We start from the raw sequence: 14,537 nt of genomic DNA, 5'->3' as shown, positions 1-14,537 counted from the left end.
TTACTCCAGAGGAATGGTCAGTCGATCAATCACGGTACGCGTTTCAGGCCGTATCCCTCGCCACCAGGCGAAAGCTTCAGCCGCCTGCTCGACCAACATGCCGACGCCGTCGGCCAGGCGCGCCACACCTTGCGCTTGCGCCATACGCAGAAATGGCGTCAGGCCTTTGCCATAGGCCAGCTCATACGCCAGGCGCGTCTCGGCCAGCACGCCATCAGGTAGCGGCGGTAGTTCACCCGTCAGGCTGGCGGAGGTAGCGTTGACAACGATGTCGAAACCGAGGCCTTCCAGTTCTTCGTAACGACTGATGCGCAGCCGTGGGTGATTCAGTTCGTTGCGTAACGTTATTGCCTTGGCCATATCGCGGTTGGCAATCACCAACTCGCGAGGTCCGGCCTGCAGAAACGGCAGCAACGCACCACGTACCGCGCCGCCAGCACCGAGCATGAGCACACGCGTGTTGCGCAGAGGTTCGTCGAGATTTTCTTCGATGTCCCGCAACAAACCGATGCCATCGAAGTTTTCCGCAAAGATACGACCATCCTCAAACTTTAGTGCATTGGCCGCCCGTGCCAATTGAGCCCGCTCGCTGCGCCGATCAGCCAGTTCGAAGGCGCGCAACTTGAACGGGGCGGTGATGTTCATACCCAGCCCGCCGTCACGACGGAAACGCAGCACCTGGGTCTCGAAATCATCAAGCATGCCTTCGATGGCGCCATACTTCAGCGTCTGGCCGCTGGCCTCGGCGAACAGGCCGTGAATCAAAGGGGACTTGGTGTGGTTGATCGGCCGGCCGATCACTGCGTAGTGGTCGTTCATCGCGCATCTCCATGAGTAAACAGCACACCGTCTGCCTGCATGGCAGTGATTTCTTCAGGGCTGAAGCCAAGCCCGGCAGCGACTTCGGCATTGTGCTGACCGAGGTCCGGGGCCACCTGGTGGATGGTGGTGTCGCAGTCGGAAAAGCGGAACGGCAGGTTGGCCAGGCGCAAGGTGCCGTAGCGCGGGTGCTGCTGTTCGATGACCATGTTGCGCGCCTGGATCTGCGGGTCGGCCAGCACCTCGTCAATGCGCTGCACCTTCGCACTGGGTATGTCGATGCCATCGAGCAGCGCGAGGATGTCGGCCACCCGGCGAGCGCCAACCCAGTCACGGACCACCGCCAGGATCGCCTCGCGATGGGCGTTGCGGCCGTTGAGGTTGTGGTAGCGGCGGTCGCTGCCGAACCCGGGCGGGCCGCCCTTGGCTTCGAGCATGGCGGCGAAGCGCTGCCAGGCATCGTCGACCTGGGCAGCTATCACCAGGTCGCCGTCGGCGGCGCGGAACACGCCGTACAGGGTCGAGGTGGGCATGTCGTGGCCGGTCTGCTGGGGCAGCACGGTGCCGCCGGACAGGGTGTAGCACTGCACCGCGTATTCGTGCATCGACACCAGGGTGTCGTACAGGGCCATGTCGATGTGCTGACCACGGCCACTGCTCACGCGGCCGAGTAGCGCGGCATTGATCGCTGCCACCGCGTGAATGCCGGTGTACATGTCACCTAGTGAAATGCGCAGCAGCGGCGGCGCTTCGCCCGGCACGCCAACCATCTGCATGATGCCGCTCTTGGCCTCGGCGATCAGGCCGAAGCCGGCGCGGTGGGCGTCCGGCCCGGTATGGCCGTAGGCGGAAATCGAGCAGTACACCAGACGCGGATTGCGAGCCGATAGCTCGGCGTAGCCTAGGCCCAGCTTGTCCAGCGCGCCTGGGCGGTAGTTCTCGATGAATACGTCGGCCGAATCGGTCAGGCGCTGCATGAACGCCTTGCCGCGCGGGTCCTTCATGTTGACGCTGACGCCCTGCTTGCCCATGTTCAGCTGCAGGAAATAGCCACTCTGCTGGTCGTCCAGGGTGAACGCATGCTGGCGACCAGCATCACCGCTGCCTGGCCGTTCGACCTTGATCACCTCGGCACCCAGCGCCGCCAGACAGCGCCCCACATAAGGCCCGGCGAGGAAGTGGCTGTAGTCGATGACGCGGATACCCGCCAATGGCAGTACCTGGCTCATGCTTCTACCCTCCGCGGCACCATCAGCCGGTGCTCGCCACGCTGCACGACGTCGCCGTGCTGGTTGATCAGTTCCGATGGCAGCACCACGATGCCCCAGCCCGGCCGGCTATTGCTCGGGCGCATCGCGCCAACGCGCATGCGCACATGGAGCACGTCGTTGACTTTAATCGGCAGCACGAAGTCCCAGGTCCAGCCCAGCGACATGCCCGGCAGGAAGCGGTACTCGCACTGGGTTTTCAGGCCATCGGCGATCGACAAGCCGAACAGGCCATGGGCGACCAAGCAGCCAAAGTGGCTGGCGTTGGCGTAGGCCTCGTCGACATGCACCGGGGTGTGGTCGCCGGTGAGGTCGGCATAAGCCAGGATGCGTTCGCGGGTCACGGTGTAAGTCGGGCTGATGCATTCGTCGCCTTCGCAGGCATCGTCCCAGTACTTTTCAATCACGCTCATGCCTGCACCTCCGCACGCGGGTCGATGGCCAGTGCCTTGGCTACGCATTTCGCCGGCAGCGCCTGGATGAACTCGACCGCCAGGCCATCGGGCAGACGCAGCCAGTTGCGACCTTGGGGCATCTCGCTGACGCCGAAGCGCTGGGCGGCGGCCAGCGCCGCTTCCAAGTCCTCGCACATGATGCCCAGATGCGCCATGCGCCCTTCAGGCCCGGCGAAGTCCGGCTGGTGGATGAACTGCAGGCCGCCGAGGGTCCAATACTGCGCTGGTTGTTCGATGTCACCCTGTACTTCGCGCATGGTCATGCCGCATACCTCGCTGAAAAAGCGGATATGCCACTGGATGTCTTGCACCCAGAACGCGACGTGTTCGAGGTAGGCTTTTGGCTGGCTCATGGGTTTTCCCTCTTCTGGTGATCGGCCATGGCGCGTTCGATGCCCTTGATGCAGGCCACCAGGGTCGCGTTGACCGGTGTGGCCACGCCATGGCGCTGGCCCCAGCGCACGACGGAGCCGTTGATGAAGTCGATTTCGGTGATCGAGCCCTTTTCCAGGCTCTGCAGCATCGAGGTGCGGAAGCTCGCCGGCAGGCCTTCAGCGGCCAACGTCCAGGCGGCATCAGGACTACTCAGACTGAGGCGGATGCCAGCGCGCTCGGCCACGGCGATGGCTTCGGCCACGGCGGCCTTGGCGGTACTTTCCAGCAGCGGCTCGCTGTACAGCTGGCCATAGCTGAGCATGGTGATGCCGCTTAGCGCGCCGGTGGCGACGTTGACCAGCAACTTGTCCCACATGGTGCCGAGAATGTTGTCGCTGACCGTGGTGGCCAATCCGGCGCCGTTGAAGACTTCGGCGATGGCCTGCACGCGCGGTGACAGCTGGCCATCCAGCTCACCGATGAAGGTCTGTTTGCCGGCTACCCCAGCGCGGATCGAACCCGGCTCCAGCAGCACGCCACCGACATAGGTCTTGCCGGCCAGCACCCGCTCACGACCAACGGCGTCGGCCAGGATGTCCTCGTGGCCGAGGCCATTCTGCAGCGACAGCACCAGCGTCTGCGGCCCGATCAGCGCGGCGGCACCGGCGATGGCCTCGGCGGTGTGGAACGACTTCACCAGCACCACCACTAGGTCGGCCACGCCGACATCTTCGGCTTCGATAGCAGCGTTGACCGACACCTGCCGCTCACCTCGTTCGTCGTGCACTCGCAGCCCGTGCAGGTTCATCGCCTCAACGTGCGCACGGCCGCGGTTCAACAGCCAGGTTTCATGCCCCGCCTCGCTTAGGGCCGCACCAATGGCGCAGCCCAGGGCACCGGCGCCCAGAATGCAGATTTTCACGTCGCAGACCTCCTGTGGTTTGCGACTACCTTATGCAGTGGGGGTTATTTGGGCTATACAATGACTTCAATACGACTATTGAGATTCGCAATAATGAATGCCCTGGAGGCTCTGCCCGAACCCAAGCTGCTGCAACTGTTCGACGTGCTGTACCACTGCCGCAGCGTGACCCGCGCGGCCGAGCAGCTGGGGCAGAGCCAGCCGACCATCAGCATCTGGCTGGCGCGCCTGCGCGAGCAGTTGAACGACCCGTTGTTCGTGCGCACGCCTGGGGGCATGGCCCCTACGCCACGGGCCGATCAACTGATCGGACCATGCCGCGAGGTGCTGGAATCATTGCGCAGGCTAACGGCATGGGAGCCACAGTTCATGGCAGCCACGGCGCAGCGGCGTTTTCGCCTATGTGTGAGTGACGCCAGCCATATCACCTTGCTGCCGAACATCCTCAACCACCTGCGCAGCCATGCGCCGGGCATCCGCTTGGAGGCGGCGCGGATCGATGGCAATACCGAGAGCGCACTGGAGTCGGGCGAAGCGGACCTGGCAATTGGCTTTGTGCCCTGGTTGGGTGGGGGGATGTACCAGCAGGTGCTGTTCGAGCAGGACTGGGTGTGCCTGAGCAACCCGCTGCATCCGCGCCTAAGCAAGGGCATGAGCTTAACGCGCTACCGCGCCGAGGGGCATGTGCAGATTAGTTTCGGCACTGGGCAGAAGCTGCTGGAGGCAGGTTTGGCGCGCGCCGGGATCCAACGGCGGATCATGCTGGAGCTGCCGGCGTTTCTCGGGTTGGGGATGATAATCGGGACGACGGATCTGCTGGCCACCTTGCCGCGGCATATCGGGCAGACACTGGCTGACATGCATGGGCTAAGGGTGCATGACTGCCCGTTTGAAGTAGAGGGGTTCACCGTCAAACAGCATTGGCATGCCCGATATCATCAGGACAGTGGGAATCGGTGGTTGAGGGAAGTCATTCGTGGATTGTTCCATTCAGCAAGCCAATCATGATGTAGTTTGGACTTAGATAGGAAATGTGATTCAAGCCGTCCGCTCTGGCCACAAGCCTATCATCGCGAAGGGCGGCTTTGGGTCCAGGTTGTGTGAAAACGCCAAGCGGACTCCGGCTGATTGAGAAACAACTTAAAAATCGCGCTCCTGCGTGAATGCTGGGTCAGTTGAGTAGCCGAGCTTATCCAGAATTCGCATAGAAGCGCGTTGTCCGACTTGGCCCACAGCCTGGGTCGTTAGCAGCCGTTCACTATGGGCTGCTATCGATCCAGAACGGACTGTCACTTGTTCAGGTTCAGAGCACCTTGAACCCATGGGTGCCATCGCGCTCGAGTTGGGCGATCAGACCAAACTCCCAGTCCAGATACCCCTGCATCGCCTCGCGGGGATTGTCCGTACCCTCGTACGGGCGCCGGTAGCGGTCGCTGCGGGGTACGGCAAGCTGTGTTTCGCCGGTTTCCAGCGGTTGACCGGCAGCGATCCAGCGTGCGGTACCGCCTTCGAGCAGGTACACCGGGGTGCGCGTCAGGGCCTGTAGGTCGCGGGCGGCGAAGCGCGCTAGCAGGCTGCTGCCGCAGGTCAGCACGAAGCGGCTGGCCTGGGGCAGACGTTCCAGTACTTGCGCCAGCTGTGCGCGGATTGCCCAGTGGGCACCGGGGATATGGCGCTTGACGTAGTTAGCGCTGGTGGTGAAGTCCAGAAGCACAGTGCCGTCTTGCTGGAGCCAACTGGACAGTTGCTCGACACTGATCTCTTTAGCCGCAGGCAGTTCGGGCAGTGGCGGCTGCCATTCACCTGTGTTGTTGAAGTCTGCCTGAGACAAACCATCGAGCACGGCTACTTGCCAACCCATCTGTGCCAGCCACGAGGCGCTCATGTTGGCGCGTACACCGTCGTCATCCACCAGCACGATGCGCGCCCCGCGCACGCTTGCCACATGGTCGGTTTCCTGCACCAGCTGACCACCCGGCACCGAACGGCTACCAGGCAGGTGCCCGGTGCTGTATTCCTCGGGCGTGCGCACGTCGAACAGGTAGGTGGTGCGGCTGGCTTCGGCCTGCCATTGCGCCAGTCCGGCGCGGTCCAGTCGCAGGACCCCGGCACGGTCGGCCACTGCTCGGGCCTGGTGCCCGGCATTGGCGCGGGTGTCGGCGCCAACTTCGGTGAAGCGTCGCTGCTGACCGTGGGCCAGTTGTTGGCCGGCCAGGGTCCAGCCGATAGTGCCGTTGCGCAGGGCCGCCACCGGGTTGGGGATGCCTGCGTTGACCAGTGACTGGGTACCGATGATGCTGCGGGTACGCCCGGCACAATTGACGATCACCTGGGTGCTTGGGTCCGGCGCCAGTTCGGCCACGCGCAGCACCAGTTCGGCGCCGGGCACGCTGATGCCGCCTGGGATGCTCATTGTCTGGTATTCGTCGAAACGGCGGGCATCCAGCACCACCACGTCGGCCTTTTCATCCAGCAGCGCCTGCACCTGCTCGGCGGCCAGCGACGGCGTGTGGCGCACGCTCTCCACCAGTTCGCCGAAGGCCTTGCTTGGTACGTTGACGTCGCGGAACAGCTCGCCACCGGCAGCGCGCCAGCCGGCAAGGCCGCCGTCGAGGACGGCTACGTCGCTGTAGCCCAGTGCCAACAGGCGCTGCGCGGATACGGCGGCGAGGCCTTCGCCATTGTCGTAGACGGTGATGGCGGTGTCTGCCCGCGGCACCCGGGCGAGCACCTCCAGCTCCAGTTTCGACAGGGGAATGTTGACGGCGAAGAGTGGGTGGTCCTGGGCAAACGGGTCTTCTTCGCGCACGTCGATCAGGGCCAGTTCCTCCCGGGCCAGCAGGGCGTGGCGGATGTCGCGGTAGTGGCGGGTGGTGACGGTGCTCATCGGGCAGGGTTCTCTTTGGACAGGTCCCAGATGTTGGGCAGGTGGGTGTTGGAATAGCCGGAAATGAACGGTTTCTCGCTGCCGTCTAGGGCGTATACAGCGCGCTTGACCGCGCCGATGTTGCCGCCGTAGACGTGGATGCTGATCGATACCTGGTCGGCGAAGGCATTGCTGACTTGATGAATGTCGCCGATACGCGGCGACACCGCTTCCACCTGGCCAGGCACCAGGCGCACCGATGGGCCGTGCGGCGACAGTGCACCCTTGGCGTCGCGCAGGAAACCTTGCGCAAGCTCGGCGCCGCGCAGCATGCCGATCAGGCCCCAGACCCGGTGGTCATGGACCGGCGTCTGCTGGCCCGGCCCCCAGACAAAACTCACCACGGAGAAGCGCTGGCGCGAGTCGCAATGCAACAGGTACTGCTGATAACGCTGCGGGTCGGGCTGGGCGAGGTCGTCGGGCAGCCAGTCGTCGTGGGCAACCAGCTCGGCCAGCAGTTGCTGGCCGCGGTCGAGCAGGGTGGCTTCGTCAGGCTGCTGGTCGAGCAGCGCGGCGAGGCGGTCGATGAAATGGCGCAAGCGCTCCGGGCGCAGGTTCTGGGTCATGGATCAGGCTCGGCTTTCGGGTTTGAGTTAACCCTAGCAAATCTCTTTTCTATTCTCAAAATGCAAAATGATAATAAGCTAATATGCAAATAATGCATTTACAGGTGAGGCGTTCTGTTTTGAAATGGCGTCAGCCAAAGGCATGAGGTTATGCCTAATCTGCATTTCACAGACTGAAAAATAAGATTTAAATTATAAAAAACACTTAATTAATGCCTTAGGGCTATAAAAGACCCGGACGAGACCGCACGCGCGGATCGCCTCATCTACCCCAGGCGGGTAATTGGAGACGAACGTGCGCTACATCAAACACCTGGCCGCCACGCTGCTGGCCACCACCTTCAGCCTTGCCGCCGCCGCCCAGACCCTGGTGGTAGGTGACCAGAGCTACAACGCCCGCGCGGTGATGGAAGCGGCTGGCGTGCTCGACGACCTGCCTTACACCCTGGAATGGAAGCAGTTCACCGCCGGCTCGCCGGTGGCCGAGGCGCTCAACGTCGGCAGCCTCGACATTGGCCTGCTCGGTGACGCGCCACCGCTGTTCCTCGGTGCCCTGGGGGCCCCGATCAAGGTGATAGCGGTCAGCCGGCAGAACCTCGAGGGCGTGGCCATCCTGGCGCGCAAGGAGTCGTCGATCCACAGCCTGCAGGACCTGCGTGGCAAGCGTGCGGCAATCTGGAAGGGCTCGTGGAGCCAGCAACTGCTGTTCAGCGCCCTGGACAAGGCTGGCGTGCCCCGCGATGCCCTGGAGTTGCGCTACCTCAGCGCCCTGGATGCCTCCCACGCCCTGGATGGCGGCTCGGTAGACGTGATTGCCACCTGGGAGCCTTACGTCACCCAGCAGGAGCGCCAGGGCGCCCGTGTGCTGGCCACCGCCGAAGGTGTGATCCCGGCGCAAAGCTTCGTGGTGGCCAACAGCAAGGCCGTGGAGCAGAAGCGCGCGCAGATCGCCGACTTCCTGCAGCGCCTGAAGAAAGCCCGTGACTGGACCTTGAACGATGCGGCCAACACCGAGGCCTACGCCGACGCCTGGGCCCAGCGCACCCGTGCCGACCGCGACATCGCCCGCGCCTGGTTCGCCCGTGCGCGCACCGACCTGGCGCCGCTGAACCCGCAGGTGATTGTCGATGCGCAGAAGACCGTGGACTTCTTCGCCGACCTTGGCCTGATCAAGGCCTACCCGGCGGCGAACCTGTTCGACACCTCGTTTGGCGCGGCCTTCCAGGCGCCCGTTGCCAGCAGCCATTGAAAGGATTCCCCATGAGCAAACGACAGATCAAACTCGGCGCCCTGACCATGGGCTGCGGCGGCCCCGGTCGGCACAACCTGTGGCTCGACCCCGAGCTGCCGGCCGACGCCAGCGTCAACATCGACTGGTACATCGACATCGCCCGCCAGGCCGAGGCGGCGCTGTTCGACCTGATGTTCATCGTCGACAGCCAGTTCATCACCCCTGGCTCACCCTCGCACTACCTCAACCGCCTGGAGCCGCTGACCCTGCTGTCGGCGCTGGCGGTCAGCACCCGTCATCTCGGCCTGGTCGGTACCCTGACCACCTCCTACAACGCACCGTTCAACGTTGCCCGCCGGCTGGCCTCGCTGGACCTGATCAGCAAGGGCCGCGCCGGCTGGAACGTGGTCACCAGCGGCGATGCCGGCACCGCCGGCAACTACGGGCTGGACGAGCACTACGACTACGACACCCGCTATGCCCGGGCCCAGGAACATGTGCAGGTGGTGCAAGGCCTGTGGCATTCGTACGAGGACGATGCCTTCCTGCGCGACCGCGCCAGTGGCCGCTTCCTCGACCCGGCCAAGCTGCACGCCCTCGACCACAAGGGCGAGCACTTCTCGGTGGTCGGGCCGCTGAACATCCAGCGTTCGCCCCAGGGCCAGCCGGTGATCTTCCAGGCGGGCGATTCCGAACAGGGCCGCGAACTCGGGGCCGCCACCGCCGACGTGGTGTTCACCCACGCCGCCAGCATCGAGCAGGGCCAGGCGTTCTACCGCGATATCAAGGCCCGGGCCGCGCGCCTGGGGCGTGACCCGGAGCAGTTGCTGGTGCTGCCGGGGGCGGAAATTTATGTGGGCGACAGCGACGAGCATGCCCGTGAGATCGAACGCCACTACCACCAGGCCGATCACAGCTTCGAACTGGCACTGAAGGAATTCGGGCGCAATTTCGGTTGGCATGATTTCAGCCAGTACGACCTCGATGCGCCGTTCCCCCAAGAGAGCCTGGAGTTCGCCCGCAGCAGTTTCTTCACCAACGCCAAGCGGATCGCCGACCAGGCCCGGGACAAGGGTTTCAGCCTGCGCCAGGCAGTCGAATTCGGCCGCCAGTTGCGCCCGGGAGCTTTCGTCGGTTCGGCGCAGACCGTGGCGGCGAAGATGGCCGAGTGGTTCGAGGCGCGGGCGCTGGACGGGTTCAACATCTACATCGGCCACCCCGGGCAGTTCCGCCGGTTTACCGAAGAGGTGGTGCCGCTGTTGCAGGAACGGGGGGTTTACCGCACGGCGTATGAGGGCAGCACCTTGCGCGAGAGCCTGGGGTTGCCGATTCCGCGCTTCAGCCGCTAGATCGTCGGGGGCTGCCGTGCAGTCCCCGACCCTGTTAGAAGTTGTAGGTCACCCGCCCGAAGTAATAGCCCCCAGTGAACCCATACGGCGAATACACCCCGTACCCCTTGACCATGGTCTTGCTGCTCGGTGCCTGGCGCTCGGGGTACACATCGAACAGGTTGCGTGCCCCTATCGCCAGTTCCAGATCCTTGGTCAACTGGTAGCCCACGTCCAGGTCGGTGATCCAGCGCGCCTTGTACTCGCGGTCCAGCGAGCGGTCATTGGCCGCGTTCACCTCGCGCCAGGAGCCGTAGCGGGTCAGCCCAAGGTTGACCCGGTAGCGGTCCAGGCGCCAGTTGCTACCGAGAATCAGCTTGGTGTGCGGCTGCACATCAGTGAGGAAGTTGCGTGCCTGGCGGTTCATCAACTCATAGGGTGTGCCGAGGATGTTCACGCTTTCCTTGTAGTCGAGGATCTCGGTGTCGTTCCAGTTGAACGCTGCCGTCCACTTCACGCTGCCGGCACCGCCCAGGTTCTGGTCGTAGCTGCCCACCAGGTCCAGGCCCTTGGTGCGGGTGTCGGCGCCGTTTGTGAAGTACTGGCCGCCCGAGGTCGAGTCGATGCCGTTGGCCAGCAGGGTCTGGGTCACTTCCGGGCCGAGCAGGGTCCCGGTCAGGGTGATGCGGTCGCGCACGTTGATCAGGTAGGCGTCGGCGGTGAAGGCCAGGCGCTCGCTGGGCTGCCAGGCCAGCCCGAGGCTGTAGTTGGTGGACTTTTCCGGCTTCAGCGCTTCGGCGCCCAGGGCCTTGGCAGCGGCCGAGTCCACCGGCAGCACGCCATAGTTGATCGACTGGTACACACCATCGACCACCCCGTAGGTGGTGGAGCGGGCGCTGAACAGGCTGTTGGCCAATGACGGCGCACGGAAGCCGTTGCTCACCGTGGCCCGCACGGCCAGCTCGGGTGTCAGCTCGTAGCGGGTGGTCAGCTTGCCGCTGCGGGTGGCGCCGATGCCGCGGTCGTAGTGCTCGTAGCGCAGGGCCGCGCCCCAGTACCACTGCGGCAGCGGGTTGAAGCCCACGTCCAGGTAGCCGGCGTAGCTGTTGCGGCTGGCGCTGCTGGCTTCGGCCGGTGAGATACCGTTGGTGACCTGGGCGCCGGAGGCCGCGCAGTTGCCCGGCGCCGCGCAGTAGCCGCCATCGGCCCAGCTGGCCCAATCGCCAGCTTGCACCTGGTAGGTATCGCGGCGCTGCTCCAGGCCCCAGGAGAAGTCCAGCGGCTTGGCCAGGCCCACCTCGAAGCTGCGGTGCAGGTCGAGGTTGCTGGTCAGTTGCGAGCTGACCCAGGTGCCGGACTCGAAATGGTCGGGTGTGGCTTCGCCCAGCGAGGGGTTCTGGTTGTTCCAGGTGCCCTGTTCGGCCTGGTTGCGCCCGTAGGTGCTGGACAGGTCCCAGTCCCATTCGCCGACAAGGCCTCTGGCGCCGAAGGCCGCCTGGTAGTCGTATTCCTCGATGTACCAGGTGGGTGTGTAGCCGGACGGGCGCCCGTTCGGCCCGGTGGTGATGGTGTTGACGATGGTCGGCAGTCGGAAGTTCTGGCCCTGTTCGGCCTTGCGGTACGACCAGGTGCTGAACGAGTAGAGGGTCAGGTCGTCCTGCAGCGGCAGCTCGGCGTTGTAGCCCAGGGTCAACAGGTTGATCTTCGGCGTGCCGTAGCCGCCATAGGTGACCTTGCCGGCGCGGTCGAGGGCTTCGGCCTTGCTGTAGCCGTTGGCGCTGGCCTTGTTGTCGTCGTTCTGGCTGCGGGCGTCGAGTGCCAGTTGGAGAATGCCGTCGTGGCCGATTTCGAAGCCCTTGTTCAGGCTTTGCTGCACGGTCTGTTTCTTGCCATCGTAGCCCTGGCCCGCAGTGCTCACGGCGGTGCCGCTGGTGTCGGCCTTGAGGATCACGTTGATCACCCCGGCGATGGCGTCAGAGCCATACTGGGCCGCCGCGCCGTCACGCAGTACCTCGACGTGGTCGATGGCACTGATGGGGATCAGGTCGAGGTCGCTGGGTGCGGCGCCGGCGTTGATGCCGCTGATGTTCAGGGTGGCGCTGGTGTGGCGGCGTTTGCCGTTGACCAGCACCAGCACCTGGGCGGCATTGAGGCCACGCAGGCTCGGTGCGCGGGCCATGCCGCTGGCGTCCCAGCCGGTCTTCTCCGGCAGGGTCAGCGACGGTACGCTGGCGCTGAGCGCCTCCATCAGGCCGGGCTTGCCGGTTTCCTGCAATTGCTTGGCACTGATCACGTCGATGGGTACCGGGCTGCTGGTGATGGTGCGTTTCTCGCTGCCACGGTTGCCGGTGACGATCACCGTGCCAAGGGCCTGAGCGGCTGGTTCCCCAGCCAGGGCGGGGGCGGTGTGCAGGCCGGCGGCCAGGGCCACGCTGAAAAAGGGGGCAGTTTTGAATGCTTGCTTCATGCACGCAGTTCCTTGTCTGGCATGCTGTGCGCGCTTACGGCGCCTTGGCTGCGATCGCGTCGATTTCCACCAGCGCGCCCGGCAGTGGCAGGGCCACCACCTGGATCGCCGTGCGGGTCGGTGTGCGGGGTTGCTTGGCGGTGGCGAAGAACTCGGTGTAGGCCGCTTGCAGCCCGGCGAAGTCGAGGGCGCCGCCATTGGCCGGGTCGCCCACCAGAAACACCCGTAGCTGGACGATGTCGCCCAGGTCCAGGCCCTGGCTTTGCAGTGCCGTGCGCAGTTTGTTCAGCACCGAGCGGGTCTGGGTTTCGGTATTGCCCAACGCGGTGATGCTGCCCTTGGCCGCCTTGGGGTCGGCGACGTCCGGCAGGGTGCCGCTGACGAACGTCAGCTGACTGCCGGCCGGCACGGTGACCAGTTGCGAGATGGGAAAGTTGGAGCCGGGTGGGGCGACACGCTTGATGCCATCGGCGTGGGCGTTGAGAGTCAGCGACATGAGGGCTCCGGCAAGCAGAAGAAGACGAGGCATGGAGAAGGCTCCTTGTGGGTCAGGCGGCGGCGCCGCGAGTGGTCTGGCTGGTATGGCGGGCGATCAGGCCGACCACCCGGCGCGCGGATTCGGCGGCGCTGTTTTGCCAGATACCCACGCCGCCATGGGCCAGAGCGTCGCTGGCCAGCCAGGTGCGGCCCTGGGGCTGGTTGAGCAGGTCGTAGCCGGGTTGGGCGACTTCGTCGTGGACGATCCACGGCGCTTCGCTGAATGGGACCTTCGACCAGTTCACCACCACCGGCCGGCCCAGCTTGGCGCTGTGGCCGGGGTGCAGCGATTCCACCGCCTGGCGCGAGGAGGCGATCTGCGCCTGCAGCGATTTGCCGGCGAACTGCTGGGCCACCGCACCCGTGTTGTAGGTGGCGACCAGCACGCCCTGGGCACTGTTGAGGTGGTCGCTGGGGTACCACAGGGTGCGTGCTTCGTGGTTGATGTAGCTGAGCCCACCGTATATCTGGAAGTCGGTCTCCCAGAAGCGCGGTGCCTGCCAGGCGACCTTGTTGGCCTTGTCGCCTTCGGCACTGGCGATGGCTTGCTTGAAGGCGTTGTCGAAGTTGTTCGGCAGCTTGGCCAGCAGCGGCAGGGGTAGGGTGACGATGGCGTAGTCGGCGTGTTCGACATGCTGCTGACCTGTCTTGCGGTCGCGCCACTTCACCTTGGCGCCAGCGTCACCGGTCTCCACCGCCAGCACTTCGGCGCCCAGGCGCACGCTGTCCTGGACCTGGCGGTAAAACGCCTTTGGGATCTGGTCCATGCCACCAACCGGCTGGAACATGGTCGAGGAGAACTCGGGGATCTCGTCGAACACCAGCGGCAGCAGCAGGTTGCTGTCGAGCAACTGGTCCAGGGGCACCGGCTGGCGCTGCACCGGGGTTTGGTCGCCGGCGCCGGCGAAGCGGGTGTAGCCGGCGCGCACCGAGCCGCGGTATTGCTGTTGGCTGTCGAGGTCGCCGTAGACCTTGAGAAACTCGAGCAAGGCCTTGCGCTGGCTGCTGCTGAGTTCGGCATCGAGGCTGTTGCGGCTGACGCTGCGCGCCAGCAGTTCGCTGAAATGCCCGCGGGTGTCGTTGACCGCCTGGCGCAGCAGCAGCGGTGGGCGTGCCAGGTCTGGCTGGGCCAGGGCGTTGCGGCTGCTGTTGACCAGCACCTGCAACTCCACGCCCAGCTCGCGGCAGTAGCCAAGGATGGTCAGGTGATGGCTGGGCAGGCGTGCGGCGCCGGCGTTGAAGAAATGGCCAGGGTCGAACTCGACGGTTTGCGAACTGCCGTCGTTGTGTTCGATTCGGTCGCCCTGGCGCAGGGTCCAGACCCGGCCGCCGACGCGCTCGCGGGCTTCCAGCACGGTGACCGAGAAGCCGGCCTTGCGCAGCTCATAGGCGGACACCAGGCCGGAAATGCCGGCGCCGACAATCACCACGCGCTTGCCGTTGCCGCCGTTTGCGGCCAGTTGCAGGGGTTGGAAGGTGGCGGCCAGGGCATTGTGCCCCAGCGCGCCGAGGGCTGCCGAATAGCCGCCGATGGCGGCGAGGCGGGTGATCAGGTCTCTACGGGACAATCCCATGTCGCATGCTCCGAAAAGGTTGGGTTCGGATGTGCACAACAGCTGGGCTGCCCTGGTGAAAGGCTCGAC

The 14,537-nt window shown here is 64.8% G+C and carries 13 protein-coding genes; 3 read left to right on the top strand and 10 right to left on the bottom strand.

Annotated elements, in window-relative coordinates:
* Genes aroE through ABE456_RS01170 form a run of 5 tightly spaced genes read right to left on the bottom strand, consistent with a single transcriptional unit; the run spans position 1 to position 3,839 of the window.
* Positions 1-819: a shikimate dehydrogenase gene (gene aroE / locus ABE456_RS01190; RefSeq protein ID WP_346642344.1), complete on the bottom strand. Its 819-nt coding sequence runs from the start codon at positions 817-819 to the stop codon at positions 1-3.
* Positions 816-2,048: a CoA transferase gene (locus ABE456_RS01185; protein ID WP_346642343.1), complete on the bottom strand. Its 1,233-nt coding sequence runs from the start codon at positions 2,046-2,048 to the stop codon at positions 816-818. The genes aroE and ABE456_RS01185 overlap by 4 nt, the downstream gene beginning before the upstream one ends.
* The gene (locus tag ABE456_RS01180) at positions 2,045-2,500 is read right to left on the bottom strand and encodes a MaoC family dehydratase (protein WP_346642342.1); all 456 of its coding nucleotides are present in this window, start codon (positions 2,498-2,500) and stop codon (positions 2,045-2,047) included. The genes ABE456_RS01185 and ABE456_RS01180 overlap by 4 nt, the downstream gene beginning before the upstream one ends.
* Positions 2,497-2,895, bottom strand: a complete 399-nt coding sequence (locus tag ABE456_RS01175; protein WP_346642341.1) for a VOC family protein — start codon at positions 2,893-2,895, stop codon at positions 2,497-2,499. Before ABE456_RS01175 ends, ABE456_RS01180 begins: the two co-directional genes overlap by 4 nt.
* Positions 2,892-3,839, bottom strand: a complete 948-nt coding sequence (locus ABE456_RS01170) for a ketopantoate reductase family protein (RefSeq protein ID WP_346642340.1) — start codon at positions 3,837-3,839, stop codon at positions 2,892-2,894. Before ABE456_RS01170 ends, ABE456_RS01175 begins: the two co-directional genes overlap by 4 nt.
* A 93-nt stretch (positions 3,840-3,932) precedes the next feature.
* Here ABE456_RS01170 and ABE456_RS01165 point away from each other — a divergent pair, with 93 nt between their 5' ends.
* Positions 3,933-4,847 (top strand): LysR family transcriptional regulator, encoded by a 915-nt coding sequence (locus tag ABE456_RS01165; RefSeq protein WP_346642339.1) that lies wholly within the window; start codon positions 3,933-3,935, stop codon positions 4,845-4,847.
* A gap of 295 nt (positions 4,848-5,142) precedes the next feature.
* Here the strand turns inward: ABE456_RS01165 and ABE456_RS01160 are convergent, their stop codons facing one another.
* Both ABE456_RS01160 and ABE456_RS01155 read right to left on the bottom strand, forming a co-directional pair.
* Positions 5,143-6,726: a rhodanese-related sulfurtransferase gene (locus tag ABE456_RS01160; protein WP_346642338.1), complete on the bottom strand. Its 1,584-nt coding sequence runs from the start codon at positions 6,724-6,726 to the stop codon at positions 5,143-5,145.
* Positions 6,723-7,331, bottom strand: coding sequence for a cysteine dioxygenase (locus ABE456_RS01155; RefSeq protein WP_346642337.1), 609 nt, complete (start codon positions 7,329-7,331; stop codon positions 6,723-6,725). Before ABE456_RS01155 ends, ABE456_RS01160 begins: the two co-directional genes overlap by 4 nt.
* A 295-nt stretch (positions 7,332-7,626) precedes the next feature.
* Between ABE456_RS01155 and ABE456_RS01150 the strand changes: the two genes are divergently transcribed.
* Entirely contained in the window at positions 7,627-8,580 is a 954-nt protein-coding gene (locus ABE456_RS01150; protein ID WP_346642336.1) for an ABC transporter substrate-binding protein, read from the top strand.
* An 11-nt stretch (positions 8,581-8,591) separates the two neighbouring features.
* Positions 8,592-9,911, top strand: a complete 1,320-nt coding sequence (locus ABE456_RS01145) for an LLM class flavin-dependent oxidoreductase (protein WP_346642335.1) — start codon at positions 8,592-8,594, stop codon at positions 9,909-9,911.
* A 34-nt stretch (positions 9,912-9,945) separates the two neighbouring features.
* Here the strand turns inward: ABE456_RS01145 and ABE456_RS01140 are convergent, their stop codons facing one another.
* The 3 genes from ABE456_RS01140 to ABE456_RS01130 are packed head-to-tail and all read right to left on the bottom strand — an operon-like array spanning position 9,946 to position 14,468.
* On the bottom strand, positions 9,946-12,357 hold the full coding sequence (locus tag ABE456_RS01140) for a TonB-dependent receptor (protein WP_346642334.1): 2,412 nt from the start codon (positions 12,355-12,357) through the stop codon (positions 9,946-9,948).
* Between the two features lie 34 nt (positions 12,358-12,391).
* A complete protein-coding gene (locus ABE456_RS01135; protein WP_346642333.1) occupies positions 12,392-12,886 on the bottom strand; it encodes a RidA family protein in 495 nt (164 codons plus the stop codon).
* A gap of 19 nt (positions 12,887-12,905) precedes the next feature.
* Positions 12,906-14,468, bottom strand: a complete 1,563-nt coding sequence (locus ABE456_RS01130) for an FAD-dependent oxidoreductase (protein WP_346642332.1) — start codon at positions 14,466-14,468, stop codon at positions 12,906-12,908.
* Positions 14,469-14,537 lie beyond the last annotated feature (69 nt).

Origin of the sequence: Pseudomonas sp. TWI929, assembly GCF_039673335.1 — a bacterium.
Lineage (GTDB): Bacteria > Pseudomonadota > Gammaproteobacteria > Pseudomonadales > Pseudomonadaceae > Aquipseudomonas.
The sequence above is the reverse complement of the archived record's forward strand: the minus strand, read 5'-3'. Positions and strand labels throughout refer to the sequence as shown.

Coding starts and splice junctions, on each gene's coding strand:
- aroE (WP_346642344.1), bottom strand. CDS start 819: ATGAACGACCACTACGCAGTGATCGGCCGGCCGATCAACCACACCAAG.
- ABE456_RS01185 (WP_346642343.1), bottom strand. CDS start 2,048: ATGAGCCAGGTACTGCCATTGGCGGGTATCCGCGTCATCGACTACAGC.
- ABE456_RS01180 (WP_346642342.1), bottom strand. CDS start 2,500: ATGAGCGTGATTGAAAAGTACTGGGACGATGCCTGCGAAGGCGACGAA.
- ABE456_RS01175 (WP_346642341.1), bottom strand. CDS start 2,895: ATGAGCCAGCCAAAAGCCTACCTCGAACACGTCGCGTTCTGGGTGCAA.
- ABE456_RS01165 (WP_346642339.1), top strand. CDS start 3,933: ATGAATGCCCTGGAGGCTCTGCCCGAACCCAAGCTGCTGCAACTGTTC.
- ABE456_RS01160 (WP_346642338.1), bottom strand. CDS start 6,726: ATGAGCACCGTCACCACCCGCCACTACCGCGACATCCGCCACGCCCTG.
- ABE456_RS01155 (WP_346642337.1), bottom strand. CDS start 7,331: ATGACCCAGAACCTGCGCCCGGAGCGCTTGCGCCATTTCATCGACCGC.
- ABE456_RS01145 (WP_346642335.1), top strand. CDS start 8,592: ATGAGCAAACGACAGATCAAACTCGGCGCCCTGACCATGGGCTGCGGC.
- ABE456_RS01140 (WP_346642334.1), bottom strand. CDS start 12,357: ATGAAGCAAGCATTCAAAACTGCCCCCTTTTTCAGCGTGGCCCTGGCC.
- ABE456_RS01135 (WP_346642333.1), bottom strand. CDS start 12,886: ATGCCTCGTCTTCTTCTGCTTGCCGGAGCCCTCATGTCGCTGACTCTC.
- ABE456_RS01130 (WP_346642332.1), bottom strand. CDS start 14,468: ATGGGATTGTCCCGTAGAGACCTGATCACCCGCCTCGCCGCCATCGGC.